Source organism: Dyadobacter sp. SRI_021 (assembly GCF_057586235.1).
This window is the reverse complement of record NZ_JBYCZM010000004.1, coordinates 70,723-87,435: the sequence shown is the minus strand read 5'-3', so window position 1 is coordinate 87,435 and position 16,713 is coordinate 70,723. Positions and strand designations below refer to the sequence as shown.

Below are 16,713 nucleotides of genomic sequence, written 5' to 3'. Positions count from 1 at the left end.
AACCGGCGCTGTTTCTTTACAGCCCTCATTAAAACGAAAATCAGGACATTTATTATGGCCAATGTTAAAACCGTACTCGACCAATGGTCGGTAAAAGACCTCGAAGACAATTCCAGCATTAATGTACTCGTAGAAAGCTGCACGGAACTCGGCAACAACGCGCAGCCTGGTGTGCAGATCATATGCATGGGACATTACGTCACCTACGAACCCAATATCGTAGAGCAATGGGCTTACAAAGCCGGCAAGCAAGGCATTTCGGAATATTTACTGGAAGACAAATCCTGGACTTATCACGAAGATCAGTACGTGAAATATTTCCTGGTGCTGGGAAGTCCGCTCAAAGCGCGCATTATCGTTAAAACGCGTAGTTCGAAGCCTAATACGAAGGAGTACGACCTCCCTTTTGAAGTCTGACAGGAATATCACTCACACATACACACATACCTGAGATGATCAAGTTCACTTACCTCGCATTGCTGGGTATTTTCTGCGTTATTCTTTTGATTACGGTAGTTTACTACCTGTTGAAACCTACCCCGGCCGGCGACAGTTCGGTGGGGTGGGCGCTCGGAATCTTCTATCTGGCAGGGCTGCTTGGCGTGGTGCTACTGGCAGTCCTGTTCTGGAAAAACAAAACCGTTGGGCTGGCAATTCTTTGCATTCCAATGCTATTTTTCCTGTTGCCGACCATCCAGCGCGGAGCGCAGAATTTATATGCCTGGTTTCCAACCCAAAAGCACGGCCCGCTCACATTGCACATTGTCAACAACACGCCGGCGCTCGTCAATGTGAAGTTGGAATGCTGGTTCGATAAGCAAAGCGAAGTGCAGCAGACCCTCTACAAAACCCTGGAATTTACCTCAAAACCGTTCGCGGTCGATCAGCATGTACTCGCAGATTATGATGTGCAGCTACTTTCATCGAAATCTGCATTTGTACGGCTGGTATTCTTCGAATGCTTGCAGCAAAGCGGAAACGGCTACTCATATGTCCGCGAAGTGCAGCCATGCATGCAATATCACGATGTGCCGATCGAAGATTTCCGCGTGACAGATTACCTGATCACTGTTGATGGGGAAAAGAACTCAGAGGCGTTTCAGGAGGAAGTAAGGAGGTTGAAAACGGACAGTCTTTACACGAACGGTGTATTTTGAAAATCAGAATCTTATGAATTTGATCTTGTCGAAAGTAATACCCTCGCCGCTCGACGTGCAATTGCAGCTGGCGCATGCGCTGGAAAGTAGCGGCGCTTTTTTAATGGCTGACCGCTGGAAAATACTGCTTCTTCGGCCGAATGGAGCCATGGATCTGATATGGCAAACCTCCGACGAGGATATCGCCTACAAATGGAGAGGCTTTTTCGACGACAGGCTTACCGATTCCGTTTACAATGAAACCAGGCGACAGACAAATGGTTTCCGGTTGCTTTCAAAAGAGGACTATCTGCGAGTCGAGGGCTCCGGTCTTTACAAAACAGCCGACACGCTACCGCTGCTTTATGAGGCGCACGACGGTACGTGGATCGCCTTTGCAGGAAAGAAAATCTCAATTGTGAAGTGCGAAGAAGGGCATGCCAGCGAACATGCTGCGACGAAGACCAAAGGTAAAGACCCGATTTGCAGGGCTTTGCACCCCCGTCAAAACCTGATTGCTTATGGAACCAATCACGGAGAACTCTTCGCACAGCCATTTGATCAGAACGGGTTTGGCAAAACGATCAAAATCAGTGAGCTTCCCAATACATGTTATCAAATAACTTTTTCAGGCGACGGTAAAAGATTGTTCGTTGGAGGCTTTGGTTACATCAAAATGTTTGAATATGACAGCAAAAGTTTTACCGAAATGGCTTCTATCTCCTCGGCGCTCCGGTCGTTCGAACTCGCGGAGGATTATCTGGTGCTTAACAAAGGAATGCACGGCATCGATGTTGTCAAAGTAACGGATAAACTGCAAAGGGTCAATTCAATGGACTTGCCGTTTTCGATCGATAAAATGTTCTATCTCGCTTCGCAAAAGACTTTTTTGCTGACCTCCGGATCCACGAACGAATGGGCGTTACTCAACTGGTAGGCGGAACTACAAGTAAATCTTCACCATCTCCCGCCAGTACCTCGGGCGGTGTGCTTCATCGTCCCAAATGTAAAACTGGTGGGGTACGTTGAGCTGGTGAAGCGAGTCGCTTAAATGGCGATTATTGTCCAGAAAAATATCTTCGCGTCCGATCACGAGCGTGATTTCCATTTCCCTCAATTGTTGAAGCAGCTCGGGATCCGAAATGCCCGGAACAAAGTGATTGGGCATGTTGTAGTAGACGTTTTCATCAAAATACCCGTCGAAGAGGTCGGCGAAATAGGGTAGCGCCTGTGTAAGATCGTAGCGCGCGCTCATGCCTACGACTTTTGTGAAAATGTTGGGATGCTTGAATGCGATATTGACGGCGTGGTATCCTCCAAGACTGCAACCTGCTGCTATGAGCTCGCGTTTTTTGTTCTGTATGCGAATAAACGGGATTACTTCTTCCAGAATGTATTTTTCGTATTGTATGTGGCGGGCAATGCGCAGCGGAGGAGGGGCGTCGGAATAAAAACTTTCGCTATCGATGCTGTCGACGCAGTAGACCTGTATATAACCGGCGTCGATTTTTTCTTTCATCGCATCGATAACCCGCCAGTTTTCGAAATCGTAAAAATGGGCTGAGCGTGTCGGGAAAAATATGACGGGAGTTCCCGAGTGACCGAATACAAGCATTTCCATCGACTTATTCAAAATCGGACTAAACCACTTGTGGTACGCTCTTTCCATGGCGAAGAGGTTTGTTTAAGAAGTTTTTTGAAGTGCCCCGTTAACGGCATATATGTTTTCGCTGATCGCTTTCTTCCAAATTGCATAACCATCTGCACTCAAATGCAGCCCGTCCGCCTCAAAAAGCGACTTTCGTGGATAACCCTGGTAGTTCACCATCAGCGGGAATATATCGATATAGTGCTGATGGGGGTCCTTTTCGGTTTCTTCGCGGATCAGCTCATTGGCAGCCCTGATCGAGGTGATGATATCCCATCGTTGCAAGCTGGGTTTTATCGATACAAAAAAACAGGGAGTCTCCCCGAAACGCCCCCGAATCAATGCGATCAGCTGGCGGTAGAACAGCAGTACCTCCGTGGGGTGACGGCCGTCGCCCAGGTCGTTGTCGCCTGCGTAAATGACCATGCGGGCCGGGGCCGTCACGGTGGTCATAATACGTTCGAAGAACCATACACAAGCCGCCAGCGTGGAGCCGCCGAATCCCAGGTTAATCGGTTTGAGTTCCGCAAACTCCTGGTACAATCCCGTCCACAGTGTGAAGCTCGAACTTCCGTAGAAGATCGTATCGGGTTCATAATTTAACGCGGACCGTTCTTTTTCGACTCTTTGTACTTCTTCTTCGTACCAGACCATATTTCCTGATTTTAGGTATCTCGCTGATTTTGGGTGTCTAACCGTAAAAATAAATACGGGAAATTAACAGATGGTTAAATAATGGTCATGGGAACGAGAATTATCAAAATAATCGAGCCAATCGTCGTCGGTATACTACAAGAAATGTAATTTTTTATAAATCGGTTACAACCATCGGTCGCTGTTCGGGTTCTCTGCATTATAATTCAAACTACTATTGGCATGAAAAGAACGATTTTACTCGCATTGATCTGTTTTGCAGCTATTTCCTGCGACAAGAAGGACGACGCCGCACCTCAGGCTGACCTGAATCCAACCAGCCTGACCTACCAGAAAGCAGCAACGGTCCGTACTTCCGGCAGCGATCTGAAAGTGGAGCTCAAAGAGGTGACCGACAGTCGCTGCCCGGTAAACGCCAACTGCGTTTCGATGGGGAGTGCAAAATTAGTGCTCGCGATCTCTGACGCTTCGAATCAGGTGAGTGTGAATTTCGAATTCAAGGGTGATTCCAAGAACCAACAGGGTTTCAAGCTGGGAGGAACAGAGTATGTACTGACTGTCTCGGAGGTACTTCCTTACCCCGAACTTCCCAAGTCACCCAAGCTGGAAGATTACAAGATCGGAGTATCTATCGAAAAAAAGTAATAGATTCAGATTTGGTGTGAAATGCAGCAAAAGGAGTCAGGTGTATCCTGGCTCCTTTTCTCATTTTTGGCGTTTCAGGTGCGCCCAATGCGATTTGTTCGTAACTTGAACACTTCTAGAACCCATAAACCAGCCAATGAAGCCTATTTTTTCAAGACGGGAGGCGCTGGCCGGACTGGCTGCCGCCGGTGCCGGACTGGCATTGAGCCCGTTTTCTTCCTCAGCCCATAACGACCTCAAAATGATTTTGGAAAGAAAGATCCCGTCGACCGGCGAACGCCTGCCGGTAGTTGGCCTGGGCTCCTGGCAGCAGTTCGATGTCGGAGCCGGTGTTTCCGAGCGCGCACCGTTGAAGGAGGTTTTGCAAAAAATGCAGGAAATGGGCGGGAAAGTCGTCGATGCTTCACCCATGTACGGGCGAGCGGAGCAGGTAATCGGCGACCTGACTACGGATTTGAAGCTGAACGAACAGTTTTTCTTTGCCACAAAAGTATGGACGACCGGCAAGCAGGAGGGGATCGATCAGATGAATGCGTCGTTGCGGAAAATGCGGCGGAAAAAGATTGACCTGATACAAGTGCACAACTTACAGGACTGGGAGACCCACCTGAAAACACTTAGGGATTGGAAAGCCGCCGGGAAGGTCCGTTACATTGGGATTACCCACTATACCGATGCTTCTCACACGCGCCTGGAACAGATTGTAAAATCGGAAAACATCGATTTTGTACAGTTCAACTATTCGATACGTTCGCGGAATGCGGAAAAAAGCCTGCTGAAAGCTGCCAAAGACAAAGGCGTGGCGGTGATCATCAACGAGCCATTCGAGCAGGGCGCTTTGTTCCGGGCGGTGAAAGGAAAGGAGCTGCCCGCCTGGGCCGGCGATTACGATATCAGAAGTTGGGCGCAATTTTTTCTGAAATATATCATCAGCAATGATGCGGTCACTTGCGTGATACCAGGTACTTCTGATGTGAAGCACCTGGTAGACAATCTCGGCGCCGGAGAAGGACGGTTGCCCGACGAAGCGGGCAGGAAGAAAATGCGCGAGTGGATGGCCGGAATTTGACTATTCCAATGCGAATGCTACATATTGGTTCCCCTTTTTAGTACCGAGCTTTGTACCGCCGCAGGCTATCACCACATATTGCTTTCCATTGACTTCATACGTGGCGGGTGTAGCAAACCCCGCAGCCGGCAATTGTGTTTCCCAAAGCAATTCGCCGGTTTTTTTATCAAACGCCCTGAACTTTCCGTCTTTCGTGGCAGCGATAAAAAGCAACCCGCTGGCCGTTACCACCGGTCCGCCATAGTTTTCGGTACCGGTGGTCGGGACGCCTTTCGCTTTAAGCGATTCCACCTCACCAAATGGTATTTTCCAAAGGAACTTGCCGGTGTTCAAGTCGATCGCGCTGAGTGTGCCCCACGGCGGCGAAATCGCAGGCAGGCCGTTGGCGTCGAGGAATTTGTTGTAACCGGTACTTTGATAGGGCAGATAGATCTTCTTCGAAACAGGCGTTTCAGAAACAGCCTCCACTTTTTCATCTCCAAACAGGAATGACACCAATGCCTGCTTTTCATCGGTCGTCAGCATCGTGAAGCCGGGCATCATGCCTTTCCCTGAGCTTACCAGCTGGTTTACAAACGCCTTATCGCGGCGTGTGCCAATGTCGACAAGAGATGGATAGCCGCTTTTGGCATTACCTTTCCTCTGAGGCCCATGGCATGTTACGCAATAGGTGGTGTAAACCTTCTCGCCGGGGCTCAGATTGGATAGCTCGCTTTCTTTCGGCGTGTCTTTCATCGTCAGGATCCACGCCATTTCATTGCTGTTCACATACAGGATTCCCTCGTCCGGATCAGCAGCTGCGCCACCCCATTCAGCGCCGCCGTCGAAGCCGGGCAGGATTACCGTACCTTCTTTGCTTGGCGCTGCAAAAAGGGCTTTTTTGTAGCCTTTGAATTTGATTTTCAACGAATCGCGGTCGGGCGCGTGGACGCTGATGTCATTCTCGGTCAGGGTATAAGCCTGCCGTGCGTAGGGGGCTGGTTTCGTTGGTACGGGCTGGGTCGGCCAGGGATATTCACCGGGCAAAGCGTCTTTTGGCGCGGCAACTTCCTTGATCGGAAACAACGGCTTACCTGTCAGCCTATCGAACAGGAATACGTAACCCTGCTTGCTGACCTGCGCCACCGCGTCGATCTTGCGGGGTTTACCGTCAGCTCCGGTTTGCGTGATGGTAATCAGGTTAGGCGGAGCGGGAAGGTCGCGGTCCCAGAGGTCGTGGTGCATGGTCTGGTAGTGCCAGAGGCGCTTGCCGGTGCGCGCGTCGAGCGCGAGCAGACAGTTGGCAAACAAGTTGGCCCCCTTGCGTTTGCTACCGTAAAAATCATAACCCGCCGATCCGGTGGGTACATACAGAATGCCGCGCTCGCGATCGATGGCCGTGCCCGCCCAGTTATTGGCGGCACCGGTGAATGTGTTTTTGTACGCGTCGGGCGGAAACGTTTCGTAGCCAAACTCGCCGGGATATGGGATGGTATGAAACGTCCAGGCGAGCTTACCTGTACGCACATTGAATGCCCTCAGGTCGCCCGGAGCCGCGTCTGACTCTTCCGAAAGCCTCAACGGCATGATGATCAGATCCTCGAAGATTGTCCCCGGCGTGTTGGAAACCATGTATTTGTTTTTAGCGCTTTCGGGAAGCCCGGTGTGGAGGTCAATGCGCCCCTTGTCGCCAAAGCGCTCGATTAATTTCCCCGTGCGCGCGTCGAGGGCGTACAGATAGGAGCCCATTGCATGCAGGATGCGTTTATCGTCCCCATCTTCCCAATAAGTCAGACCACGGCTGGTATTGGAGCCGTTTTTGGATTTATCACCGAATAGCCAGAGCTGTTTGCCTGTGGCCGCATCGAGGGCGAAAGCCTGCACGGTGGCCGTAACCCCGTATAGCACGCCGTTTACCACGATCGGGTTTACCTGGGTTTGTCCCGAGTCAGGCATGGACCAGGTCCAGGCCACTTTCAGGTTTTTGACATTATCCTTATTGATCTGCGTCAATGAAGAGAAATGATTGCGGTCGGGGCCGCCGAGGTACTCACGCCACTCGCGTTTGTCGTCTTTTTGGTCAGAAACTGTCCGTGCGCCGGCGAGTATCAAGGCAAGGCCGCCGATACACCACGATAAGGGTTTTAACATACAAACTTCAAGAGTCAGATATAGAAAGAAGGTTACTCAAAGCGGGCGTTCACGGTAATACCCGGCCAGGAGTCGGTACGGAATGCGCTGGCCGGGAAGCCATCGGTATTGTACAGGTTGGCATCTTCCGGTGCATCCGACCATGCGTAGCGGACGGCGACGGGCTTGCCCACTTTCGGGCTCGAAACGATCACCTTGTTACCCTGGATCTCCGCTTTCGCGTAGTGAAAAACCTTATCGTCACCTGCTATTTCAAAGCCTTTCAAATATCCGTAACGGTCCTTGATCGTGAGACCGTTTTCCGCATTTTTAAATGAAACAATGGCCTTATTTCCGTCCACCTGCATTTGATCGTAAAGCGGGGAAGCGTAAGGGATGTTCTGGCCGTAATCCTGTTTCAAAGCGTGGGTTGCCAGGCGGTGGGCTACGTCTTGTTTGTTGGTCGGGTGAATGTCGAAGGGATTACCTACGTCGGTAGTGACGGCCATACCGGTTTTAGGGAGGCTCAACGTCATGTTTTGAGCCTCGCGGAGCTCAGCCCAGTTGCTTCCCTTGTTGCTGTCGCGATCGGTACCGAAGCTGGATAATTGTACCCAGTAAAACGAGAAATCATCGTTCCAAAGCTTGCGCCAGTCGTTGATCATGAGCGGAAACGATTGGCGGTACTGGTAAGCGCGACCTGCATTACTTTCACCCTGGTACCAAAGCGCACCGCGTATTCCAAACGGGAGCAACGGCACGATCATGGCATTGTAAATAGTGGTACCCACATTGTTCATCAGGTGGGCGTACTCGTGCTTTTCGGCGAACGCGGGCATCAGGTACCAGTCTTTGGCGAGGCTCGTTTTGCGGCTTCCGTCTTCCACGTAGAGGTCATTAGCCGAACCCATCAGCCCGGGACCAAACCACGAGGCACCTACCATATTGCCGGTTTTGAGGGTCAGGATATTTCTACCTTCCTTCCATGTGCCGGCGGGTAGCTGTATTTTCCGCGCGCCTTTCGCAGCGCTTTCATGGACGGGTTTGCCGTTAATATACACTTCAACAGGTCCGTCGTTTTCTGCCAGCGAAAGGGTCGTTTGTTTCCCCGCCCAGTCGGAAGGGATTGATACCTCTTTGGCCATGTAACCTTTGCCGCGGAAACCCATAAGGCCTTTCCAATCCCATTGCCCCACACCGTCGGCGGTTTTTTGCCAGCTGGTAAAATCTACGTCCGGCGAAATGTATTTCTTTTCATCCTCCCAGGTCGGCTCGTAAGATGCATTCTTGAAAAGCTGCTTTTTTAGCTTCTTATCCATAATTGCATCCGCTTCCTGCCACGTTTTGGGCAGGTTTTGAGCATAAGAGCGCAGTTCTTCATTGCTCAGCATGGCTTCCTTGCTGATCCAGCCCTCTATTTGAGAGCCTCCCCACGACGAATGCAGGAGGCCGATCGGTACGTGCAGTTTTTGATAGAGCTCGCGGGCAAAAAAGAAGCCCACGGCAGTGAAGCCGCCGACGGTCTCCGCACTAGCTACCTTCCATTCCCCGGCTGAAAGGTCCTGTTCGGGTTGAAGCGTCACCAGGTGGTCGACGCGGAAATGGCGGATCTGCGGAAACTCGGCGTTTTTGCGCTCCTCCTCATAATTTTTGGCCGCCGAAACCGGCCACTCCATATTCGATTGCCCCGAGCAAAGCCAGACCTCTCCGATCAGGACGTCGTTCACGGTGGCATTACCCGATTTGGCGCTTACCTGCAACGAATGCGGCCCGCCGGCTTCCAGGGCTTTGAAATTCACCCGCCACTTGCCGGATGCATCCGCTTTTGTATCCATAGATTGTCCCGCCAATGTCACTTTCACTTTTTCGCCGGGTTTGGCCCATCCCCACACGGGAATCGGCTTTTGGCGCTGAAGAACTACGTGATCGGAAAAGAGGCGGGCAAACTTGACCTGGGCAAACGACGATGTCGCGCAGGCGAGGAGCAGCACTATAAGTATTCGTTTCATTGAAAGGCAAAGTTGATTTTTGATTACCTATAAATGCCGGAAGTGGTCATATTCTACTGGAATAATGGGTCGCTACGTCCGGATTATTGAATTTGGCCTTATTTTTGGCTGCAATTCAAGTATAAGCCATGATCTCCATCGTTATTTGCTCGGCCGATCAGACCGAGTTGTCCAAAGTTTCTGAAAATATCCGCGATACCGTTGGCATTACTCACGAAATAATCGCCATCGACAACCGCGAAGCAAGGCGTGGGATTTGCGACGTTTACAATGAAGGAGCAAAGAAAGCCAGGTTCGATCTGGTGTGTTTCATGCACGAGGATATTGAAATCAGGACTGAAAATTGGGGAAGCGTCGTTGAGCAAATCTTTAAGCGCGATCCGGAAATCGGCATTGTGGGTGTAGCTGGCGGTGGTTACAAGTCCCTCGCGCCGGCAGGCTGGTATCAACTGGAATTCCATTCGGAAGAAAGGTCGTATCAGAATGTTCTTCAAGGCTACAAGTTTGATGACAAGCAGGAAATTCATGCCTATCATAACCCGCGCAATGAGCGGCTTAGCCGGGTGGTCTGCGTGGATGGCCTTTGGTTTTGTACCCGACGCGATATAGCCCTTCGATTTCCATTTGACGGCAAAGTGCTTACCGGCTTTCATGGGTATGACCTCGATTTCTGCCTGAGCGTATTTCCGCATTACAAGGTCATGGTGACCTATGAAGTGTTGATGAAGCATGCCTCAGAAGGGAATTTTAACCGGCAATGGTTGGACCACATCCTGAAACTGCACAAAAAATGGAGTTATGCCTTGCCGCTGACGACGTCCGTCATGCGGGGCAATGAAATGTATGATATCGAAAAAAGGTCATTCGAGAAGCTCATAGAGCAAATGATACGTTGGAAGTACAGCTACTGTCAAATTCAGACGATGCTCTGGCACAGCACCAAAACGAAGCAGATGCCCCGCCGCGTGGTTTTCAAAGCTTTTCGTCACCTTTTGAAGTTACATCTACATATTCTTCCACTTCCGGACGGGCAAAAAAGCGGGCCCACAGCAGTTTAGCACGCAAACCCCAGATCTGTCGGTATACGAAAGCAGCTTTCTTCGATTTTTTATAAACCGGAATGTAATACAGTTGCTCGTAATTATCGCGGATAATGCCGGCGTATTCAAACGAAAAGAACGATTCAAGCCGTTCCTCGAACAAAGTACGAAGCCGGTCGAGGAACGGCTGGTCGCGGTTCTTTTTGAACGTAGCGCATTGCTGCACCCATTTCAGGTCCCGACGTAACTTTTTGATGTCGCGGTTTTCGTGGTAATTCTTCCGGATCTTCTTCCGCTTGTTGAGAATGTCGGTGGAAGTGGTGGTATGCTGACGGTATCTGACCAGCGTTTCCGGGATCACCTCAATGCTGCCCAGGTTAGCGGCCACATAGGCAATCCAGTGGTCGTGAAAATGGTCCGGATTGAATGGCAAAAACTCATCGCGCAGGTCACGTTTGAAGAGAATGCTGTGTCCCGACACGCAGTTGAAATACAGAAAAACCTTGGGATCATCACCCCGATAGAGGTGGATAATGTCCGACATTTTCCGTTTCCAGGTCATTTGCCGGCCTTGCTCGTCCATAAAGGCAGAATCGTGGTAAATCAGCAAATGCTCTCCGATACCCGCTACCTGTTTGCTGATTTTTTCCAGGTCCCAGATATCATCCTGGTCGCATAACGCAATGTATTCGCCTTCACACAGGCTAATCGCTTTTTCGAAATTTTTTACATAACCCAGGTTCATCTCGTTATCGAAGATCCTGAAAACCGGGTATCGCTCCGCGTAGGCACGCACGATCTCGCGGGAGCGATCCTTGCTGCCGTCGTCCACGACAACTATCTCGATGTTCGGATAGGTCTGGTTTACGAGCGAATCGAGCTGCTCTTCGAGGTACTTTTCGCCGTTGTAAACACACAATGCAATCGAAACGAGTGGGTAGGGTGTGCCGGGAATATCGAAATCGGGTTGGTTGTTCACTTTACTGTTATTTTTTTGCCTTTACGCCCCATGCTTTTCTGAGCGCATAAAAAAACTTGCTGGTGTCCGGTTTCTTCAAAATCCGGAGCAGTGTGTCGCGGTGTTTCCAGACGAGCATTCCAAATTTTGCATTGAAAAAGCCATCGTTACGCCTGAGACTCTGATTGTACAATGCATTGATCAGCTCGTGTGCCTTGCCCGTACACTGCCGTGCGCAAAGCCGGAGCCACTGACTTTCCCTTTCCAGTTCCAGCACCTTTTGATCGGTACTCCGGGCTACCGTTTTCAATGCGAGTATATCGGTGTTGTTGCCCGAATGCTGGCGGTATTGCACGAGTGCCTCCTCTGCAAAATCGATGCTGCCCAGGCAGGCTGCATTGAATGCCAGCCATTGGTCGTAATGAAAGCGCTCCGGAAATGGCAATGATTTTCGCAATACCTGTTTTTTCATCAAAATACTATGGCCCGAGACGCAGTTCAAAAACAGGAACACTTCGGGCGCATTGCCGCGGTAGAAGTTCAGCTTATCTGAAATGCGCCGGTCCATGGACCGGCCCCCGGCGTCTATAAACTCCGAATCGTGGTAAACCAGGGTATGGTCGCCGATGAGGCGTACCTGCTTTTCCAGTTTTTCCTGATGCCAGATGTCGTCCTGGTCGCAAATCGCGATCAGCTCGCTCTGGCAGAGGCCCAGTGCCTTTTCGAAGTTCTTATTGTAACCGAGGTTTTGCTCGTTGTAATGCAGCCTGATGCGTGCATCCTTTTCCGCATATTCTTCCAAAATGGAAGGCGTGGCGTCGGTAGAGCAATCATCCACTACCAGCAGCTCCCAGCGGGTGTATCGTTGTGCAATTACCGAATCCAGCTGCTCGCGGAGAAATGCGCTGCCATTGTAGGTACACAAGGCAATGGATATCAGCGGCAGGTTTTCCATTTACACATCGGTGAATTGCTGCATATCGATCAGGCGCTTGTACAGCCCGTCTTTCGCAATGAGCTCGGCGTGGCTGCCTTGTTCGATGATCTTGCCTTCTTCCAGCACCAGGATCGTATCCGCGCTCTGGATGGTACTCAGGCGGTGTGCGATTACAAGAGAAGTCCGGTTTTTCATCAGGTTGTTCAATGCTTCCTGCACCAGTTTTTCCGACTCGGTATCCAGGGCCGAGGTCGCCTCATCGAGAAGCATGATCGGCGGGTTCTTCAATACGGCCCGGGCGATGCAGATGCGCTGTTTCTGTCCGCCCGAAAGCTTCATCCCCCGGTCTCCAATATTGCTGTAATAGCCGTCCTCGGTTCCCATTATAAATTCATGTGCATTGGCAATCCGGGCTGCTGCCTCCACTTGCTCCATGGTAGCGTCCGGGCTTCCGAAGGCGATATTCTGAAAGATCGTATCGTTGAACAGCATCGACTCCTGGTTCACCAGCCCGAACATCGACCACAGCGATTCCTGTTTAATTTGTCGCACATCGACGCCGTCTATCAGCACATGGCCTTCATCGGTATCGATAAACCGGGGAAGCAGGTCCATCAGGGTCGATTTTCCGCCGCCGGAAGGCCCTACCAATGCAACCGTCTTGCCTTTTGGAATGGTCACATTAATGGATTGAAGGACCGGCCGCGAAGGGTAGGAGAACGAAACGTTTTCCAGCCGGATGGACTCTTTAAAATCCCGCATATCCACCGCATCCGGCGCGTCACGGATCTCCGGCTTCTCGTCGATCAGTTCGAGTACGCGCTCGCCGGCGGCGATCCCTGCGTGAATAGTGCTGAAAGAATCGGTCAATGCTTTCGCAGGGCGCATTACCTGCGAGAAAATGCCGATGTAAGCGACGAATTTGGACACGTCGAGGTCAGAATTATTGTCAATGATAAGCGAGCCGCCGTACAGTACGATAATCGCGACCATGGTAACACCCAAAAATTCGGACACCGGCGAGCTGAGCTGCTGGCGTTTGGCCATTTTGCGCCCGAGGTCGGAATAGCGGATGTTCTCCTTGTTGAATTTGTCTTTGATAGCCTCGGTCGCATTGAACGCCTTGATGATCTTGATCCCGGTGAGCGCTTCGTCGAGGTAGCTAATCATGAGCCCGAAGTAATGTTGGGCCAGTGCGGCCTGCTGTTTCAGCCTTTTCACGATTTTTGAAATGAGGAAAGCGGAAACAGGGATCACCAGGATGGCAAAAAACGTCAGTTTGGCCGACGTAGCGAAAAGCATAAACACATATGCAAGCAACTGCATCGGTTCCTTAAACACTACCTGTAAAGTACTTGTAACCGAAAATTGTACGACTCCCACGTCGGATGCGATTTTTGAGATAATATCCCCTTTGCGCTGGTTGCTGAAATAGCCCACATGCAGGTCCATTACATTGTCAAATACTTGTTTGCGCAAGTTCAGCAGGGTGTGGATCCGGAGGTTTTCCATGATCCGCTGTGAGAAGTATTTGAAGATATTCGAAAGCAGCACAGAGCCGACGATTACCGCACATACGACCTGTAACGCGCCGTGCGGCCCGAAAGTCAGATTGGCCTGCTGCGCATAATAGTTGAGCATGCCCGTGGGGTCGAGCCAGCCGTTTTCCGGTCTGGGATCCGCTTGCCCGCCCTGGTTAAGAAAAAGTGTATTCAGGAGCGGCGCCAGCAGGGCCAGGTTCAATGTATTGAATACTACTCCCAGCAGGGTACAAATAATATAAGGGACAGCAAAACGGGCAATCGGTTGTGCAAAAGATAATAATCTGAGGTACGTTTTCATTCTTAGATAATGGCATACTCGCCGTACGCCGGAAGTAAAAAAAACCGAAACCGGGTTTTTCGGATTAACGCGCAAATTAACGCTTATCTGGCGAAACAACTGTCCGTAACTTCAATTAATTCCCGGCAGACCGCCGGTTAATACGATGCCACGGTTAGGGGAAAGGTTGGAAACCGCAGGAAAAAAGCCGACAATCGACGCCTGACCCAACTTTTTAAAACAAGTCGTTGTTCAAAAGTAAACCGCCAGACAATGATTACGAATTCCGATATATTTTCGATTGAAGCAGGTGATCGCGTACCTGTAACTACCTATAAGGCAGCCCGCTCGGTTGCCGGGCTTGTTGCGAGCCATTTCGAGCGGCATCACGAGGCGGTATCCAAATACTACGAACAGGAGCTTGCGCCCCGTCCCGATGCCCGCATTATTGAAACAATTATCGATACGACATTCTGGGCGAGCCTGCGCCGCGAGGAAGGGCGTTCGCCGAAAGTGTCTATCGCCTACCTGCCGCCACAAGCCGCCGAACACCCGCTGGTTTTCGCGGAAAAACTCGCGCTGACCGCCAACGTGCTCACCAAGCTCGCGCCCGCCGTCGAGCGCTCTGGCATACACCTGGGCGTGTGGCTCGAAGACGGCGAGCTGCGCATTTGGGGTACCACACGCGTGATTCCCGGATTGTGCTTCGTGCTGGAAGTGATCGAGCCGGGGATGCTGGTGGTGAAACACCGCAGGGTAGAGGGCTTTGGTAAATTCGTGAACGTGGCGGTGCTCAAAGGCGACCAGGTGAAGATTGTCAATGAGGAGAGCCGTAAAGTGAAAGATTGCCCTTCGCTGATCAATTCGCTGATGGGATTTTCGTCAACGACATTATGGAGTGACTATCCTAACCTGCTCGTGCAATTGGCCGCATCCATGCGCAGCCATGAGCGCGGCGGTATACTGCTGGTGGTTCCCAAAGGCAAGGACCGCTGGCGTGAATCGATCATCCACCCGATTACCTATGACGTGCAGCCGCCATTCTCCGAGCTGGCCGACCTGCACCGCAAATACGTCGAAGATCCTAACCCCATTACCTGGCAGAACCAGTTCAGTTCGGCAGTGCATAATATGGCCGGGCTTACGGCAGTGGATGGTGCTACGATCATCAACGACCGATACGAACTACTCGCATTTGGTGCCAAAATCGGCCGGGCGCAGGATGCAAAGCCGGTGGAGGAAATCCTGATTACCGAACCGATTATTGGTAATACGGCCATGGTGGTGCATCCGGTGCAGAACGGAGGCACGCGGCATTTGTCGGCGGCGCAGTTTGTGTACGACCAGCGCGATTCGATCGCACTCGTGGCCTCACAAGATGGCCGCTTCACCATATTCTCCTGGTCGAAATGCGAGAACATGGTACAGGCGCACCGGGTCGATGCACTGCTGCTATGACCCAAACGGGAAGAGTTCCAGCTGCTCGGGATCTTTGTATTTCCGCGACTTGATCTCAGGTTCATGAAAGTTGGATAGCGAGATCCCGAGCAGCCGCACGGCTTTTTCTTCCAGGTCTAGCTTTTCGAGCAATTGCTTTGCGGTGTCGGTAATGGTATCGAGGTCACCGACGGGGTGGGCGAAGGAATGGTTGCGGGTTATTTGGGTAAAATCACTGAATTTGACCTTCAACGTTACCGTCCGGCCTTTCAACTGGTTTTTTTCGAGTCGGTTAGTGACGGTAATGCCGATGCGGTCGAGCTCCCTGTTCATTTCATCCAACGTAGTGAGGTCGTAGGTAAAGGTATCTTCGGCGCCGAGCGATTTGGTTTCGCGGTGCGTTTGTACCTGACGGTCGTCGATCCCGCGCACGATTTTGTAGAAGAAATGGCCTGTCTTTCCAAAATGATTGACGAGTTCATCCTCCGACAGCTTTTTGAGATCCGCACCGGTATATAAATGCATTCCCTTCATTTTGTCGGCCGTAACCTTTCCTACACCATGAAACTTCTCTACCGGCAGCTGGTCCATGAAGCTCTCAATTTTAGACGGGCCAATGAATTTTAATCCATCAGGTTTGTTGATATCGGACGCGATTTTAGCTACGAATTTATTGATCGACACACCTGCGGACGCGGTGAGATTCAGCTCTTCTTTAATAGATTTCTTGATCTGCTTTGCGATTTCCACCGCTGATCCGATGCCCATTTTGTCCTCGGTTACGTCCAGGTAAGCCTCGTCCAGCGAAAGCGGCTCGATCAGGTCTGTATAGCGGGAGAAAATCTCACGAATACTTCTGGAAACGGATTTATATACCTCAAATCTCGGGTGCACGAAGATAATGTGAGGGCATAATTGAATGGCCTGCCGCGACGGCATCGCCGACCGCACCCCGAACTTACGGGCCTCGTAGCTCGCCGTGGCCACCACGCCGCGGCCGGTAGGAGAGCCGCCGACGGCCAGCGGCTTGCCTCGGTATTCAGGGAAATCGCGCTGCTCCACCGATGCGTAGAATGCATCCATGTCGATATGAATGATCTTGCGAATGGGTTTTCTGGCTGGCACCTCCTGCATAGGAAATGGCAATTTTTCAGGTTATAAGTGTATCCTCCTATTAAAAACAAATTAAATAATATTGCATTCGCATCAGGAGGGACTTTTTTTTCGTAGTAGGTGAATAAATCCGCAGT

Annotated in this window: 15 protein-coding genes; 7 read left to right on the top strand and 8 right to left on the bottom strand. The window is 51.0% G+C overall.

The annotated features are described in order from the left end of the window. The first annotated feature begins 54 nt into the window (after positions 1 to 54). From AC2YIT_RS13330 to AC2YIT_RS13320, 3 genes are read left to right on the top strand one after another with little or no spacing between them, the layout of a single operon-like run. A complete protein-coding gene (locus AC2YIT_RS13330) occupies positions 55 to 417 on the top strand; it encodes a hypothetical protein (RefSeq protein ID WP_487279478.1) in 363 nt (120 codons plus the stop codon). Positions 418 to 452: 35 nt separating this feature from the next. Beyond that, positions 453 to 1,157, top strand: coding sequence for a hypothetical protein (locus AC2YIT_RS13325; protein WP_430845905.1), 705 nt, complete (start codon positions 453 to 455; stop codon positions 1,155 to 1,157). A 13-nt stretch (positions 1,158 to 1,170) separates the two neighbouring features. Next, entirely contained in the window at positions 1,171 to 2,073 is a 903-nt protein-coding gene (locus tag AC2YIT_RS13320; protein ID WP_487279477.1) for a hypothetical protein, read from the top strand. Between the two features lie 6 nt (positions 2,074 to 2,079). On the opposite strand, the gene AC2YIT_RS13315 is transcribed toward AC2YIT_RS13320, so the two are convergent. Both AC2YIT_RS13315 and AC2YIT_RS13310 read right to left on the bottom strand, forming a co-directional pair. Then, positions 2,080 to 2,805, bottom strand: a complete 726-nt coding sequence (locus AC2YIT_RS13315; RefSeq protein WP_487279476.1) for an esterase family protein — start codon at positions 2,803 to 2,805, stop codon at positions 2,080 to 2,082. A gap of 15 nt (positions 2,806 to 2,820) precedes the next feature. After that, positions 2,821 to 3,438 (bottom strand): GDSL-type esterase/lipase family protein, encoded by a 618-nt coding sequence (locus AC2YIT_RS13310; RefSeq protein WP_487279475.1) that lies wholly within the window; start codon positions 3,436 to 3,438, stop codon positions 2,821 to 2,823. 222 nt (positions 3,439 to 3,660) lie between these two features. Here AC2YIT_RS13310 and AC2YIT_RS13305 point away from each other — a divergent pair, with 222 nt between their 5' ends. Further along, positions 3,661 to 4,083, top strand: coding sequence for a hypothetical protein (locus AC2YIT_RS13305; RefSeq protein WP_487279474.1), 423 nt, complete (start codon positions 3,661 to 3,663; stop codon positions 4,081 to 4,083). Positions 4,084 to 4,219: 136 nt separating this feature from the next. Continuing rightward, complete coding sequence (locus AC2YIT_RS13300) at positions 4,220 to 5,152, top strand: aldo/keto reductase (protein ID WP_487279473.1); 933 nt, start codon at positions 4,220 to 4,222, stop codon at positions 5,150 to 5,152. Here the strand turns inward: AC2YIT_RS13300 and AC2YIT_RS13295 are convergent, their stop codons facing one another. Continuing rightward, entirely contained in the window at positions 5,153 to 7,282 is a 2,130-nt protein-coding gene (locus AC2YIT_RS13295; protein WP_487279472.1) for an outer membrane protein assembly factor BamB family protein, read from the bottom strand. A gap of 32 nt (positions 7,283 to 7,314) precedes the next feature. Continuing rightward, on the bottom strand, positions 7,315 to 9,270 hold the full coding sequence (locus AC2YIT_RS13290) for a sialate O-acetylesterase (protein ID WP_430845912.1): 1,956 nt from the start codon (positions 9,268 to 9,270) through the stop codon (positions 7,315 to 7,317). Positions 9,271 to 9,398: 128 nt separating this feature from the next. On the opposite strand from AC2YIT_RS13290, the gene AC2YIT_RS13285 reads away from it, so the two are divergent. Next, positions 9,399 to 10,328, top strand: coding sequence for a glycosyltransferase (locus tag AC2YIT_RS13285; protein ID WP_487279471.1), 930 nt, complete (start codon positions 9,399 to 9,401; stop codon positions 10,326 to 10,328). On the opposite strand, the gene AC2YIT_RS13280 is transcribed toward AC2YIT_RS13285, so the two are convergent. The 3 genes from AC2YIT_RS13280 to AC2YIT_RS13270 are packed head-to-tail and all read right to left on the bottom strand — an operon-like array spanning position 10,243 to position 14,047. After that, positions 10,243 to 11,289, bottom strand: a complete 1,047-nt coding sequence (locus tag AC2YIT_RS13280) for a glycosyltransferase family 2 protein (protein ID WP_430845914.1) — start codon at positions 11,287 to 11,289, stop codon at positions 10,243 to 10,245. The two genes, AC2YIT_RS13285 and AC2YIT_RS13280, sit on opposite strands and share 86 nt — an antisense overlap. A 7-nt stretch (positions 11,290 to 11,296) precedes the next feature. After that, a complete protein-coding gene (locus AC2YIT_RS13275; RefSeq protein WP_487279470.1) occupies positions 11,297 to 12,223 on the bottom strand; it encodes a glycosyltransferase family 2 protein in 927 nt (308 codons plus the stop codon). Continuing rightward, positions 12,224 to 14,047 (bottom strand): ABC transporter ATP-binding protein, encoded by a 1,824-nt coding sequence (locus tag AC2YIT_RS13270; RefSeq protein ID WP_487279469.1) that lies wholly within the window; start codon positions 14,045 to 14,047, stop codon positions 12,224 to 12,226. A gap of 252 nt (positions 14,048 to 14,299) precedes the next feature. Between AC2YIT_RS13270 and AC2YIT_RS13265 the strand changes: the two genes are divergently transcribed. Next, on the top strand, positions 14,300 to 15,484 hold the full coding sequence (locus AC2YIT_RS13265) for a putative sensor domain DACNV-containing protein (RefSeq protein ID WP_430845918.1): 1,185 nt from the start codon (positions 14,300 to 14,302) through the stop codon (positions 15,482 to 15,484). Here the strand turns inward: AC2YIT_RS13265 and dinB are convergent. Continuing rightward, entirely contained in the window at positions 15,479 to 16,597 is a 1,119-nt protein-coding gene (gene dinB, locus AC2YIT_RS13260; protein WP_487279468.1) for a DNA polymerase IV, read from the bottom strand. The genes AC2YIT_RS13265 and dinB overlap by 6 nt on opposite strands. Positions 16,598 to 16,713: the final 116 nt, after the last annotated feature.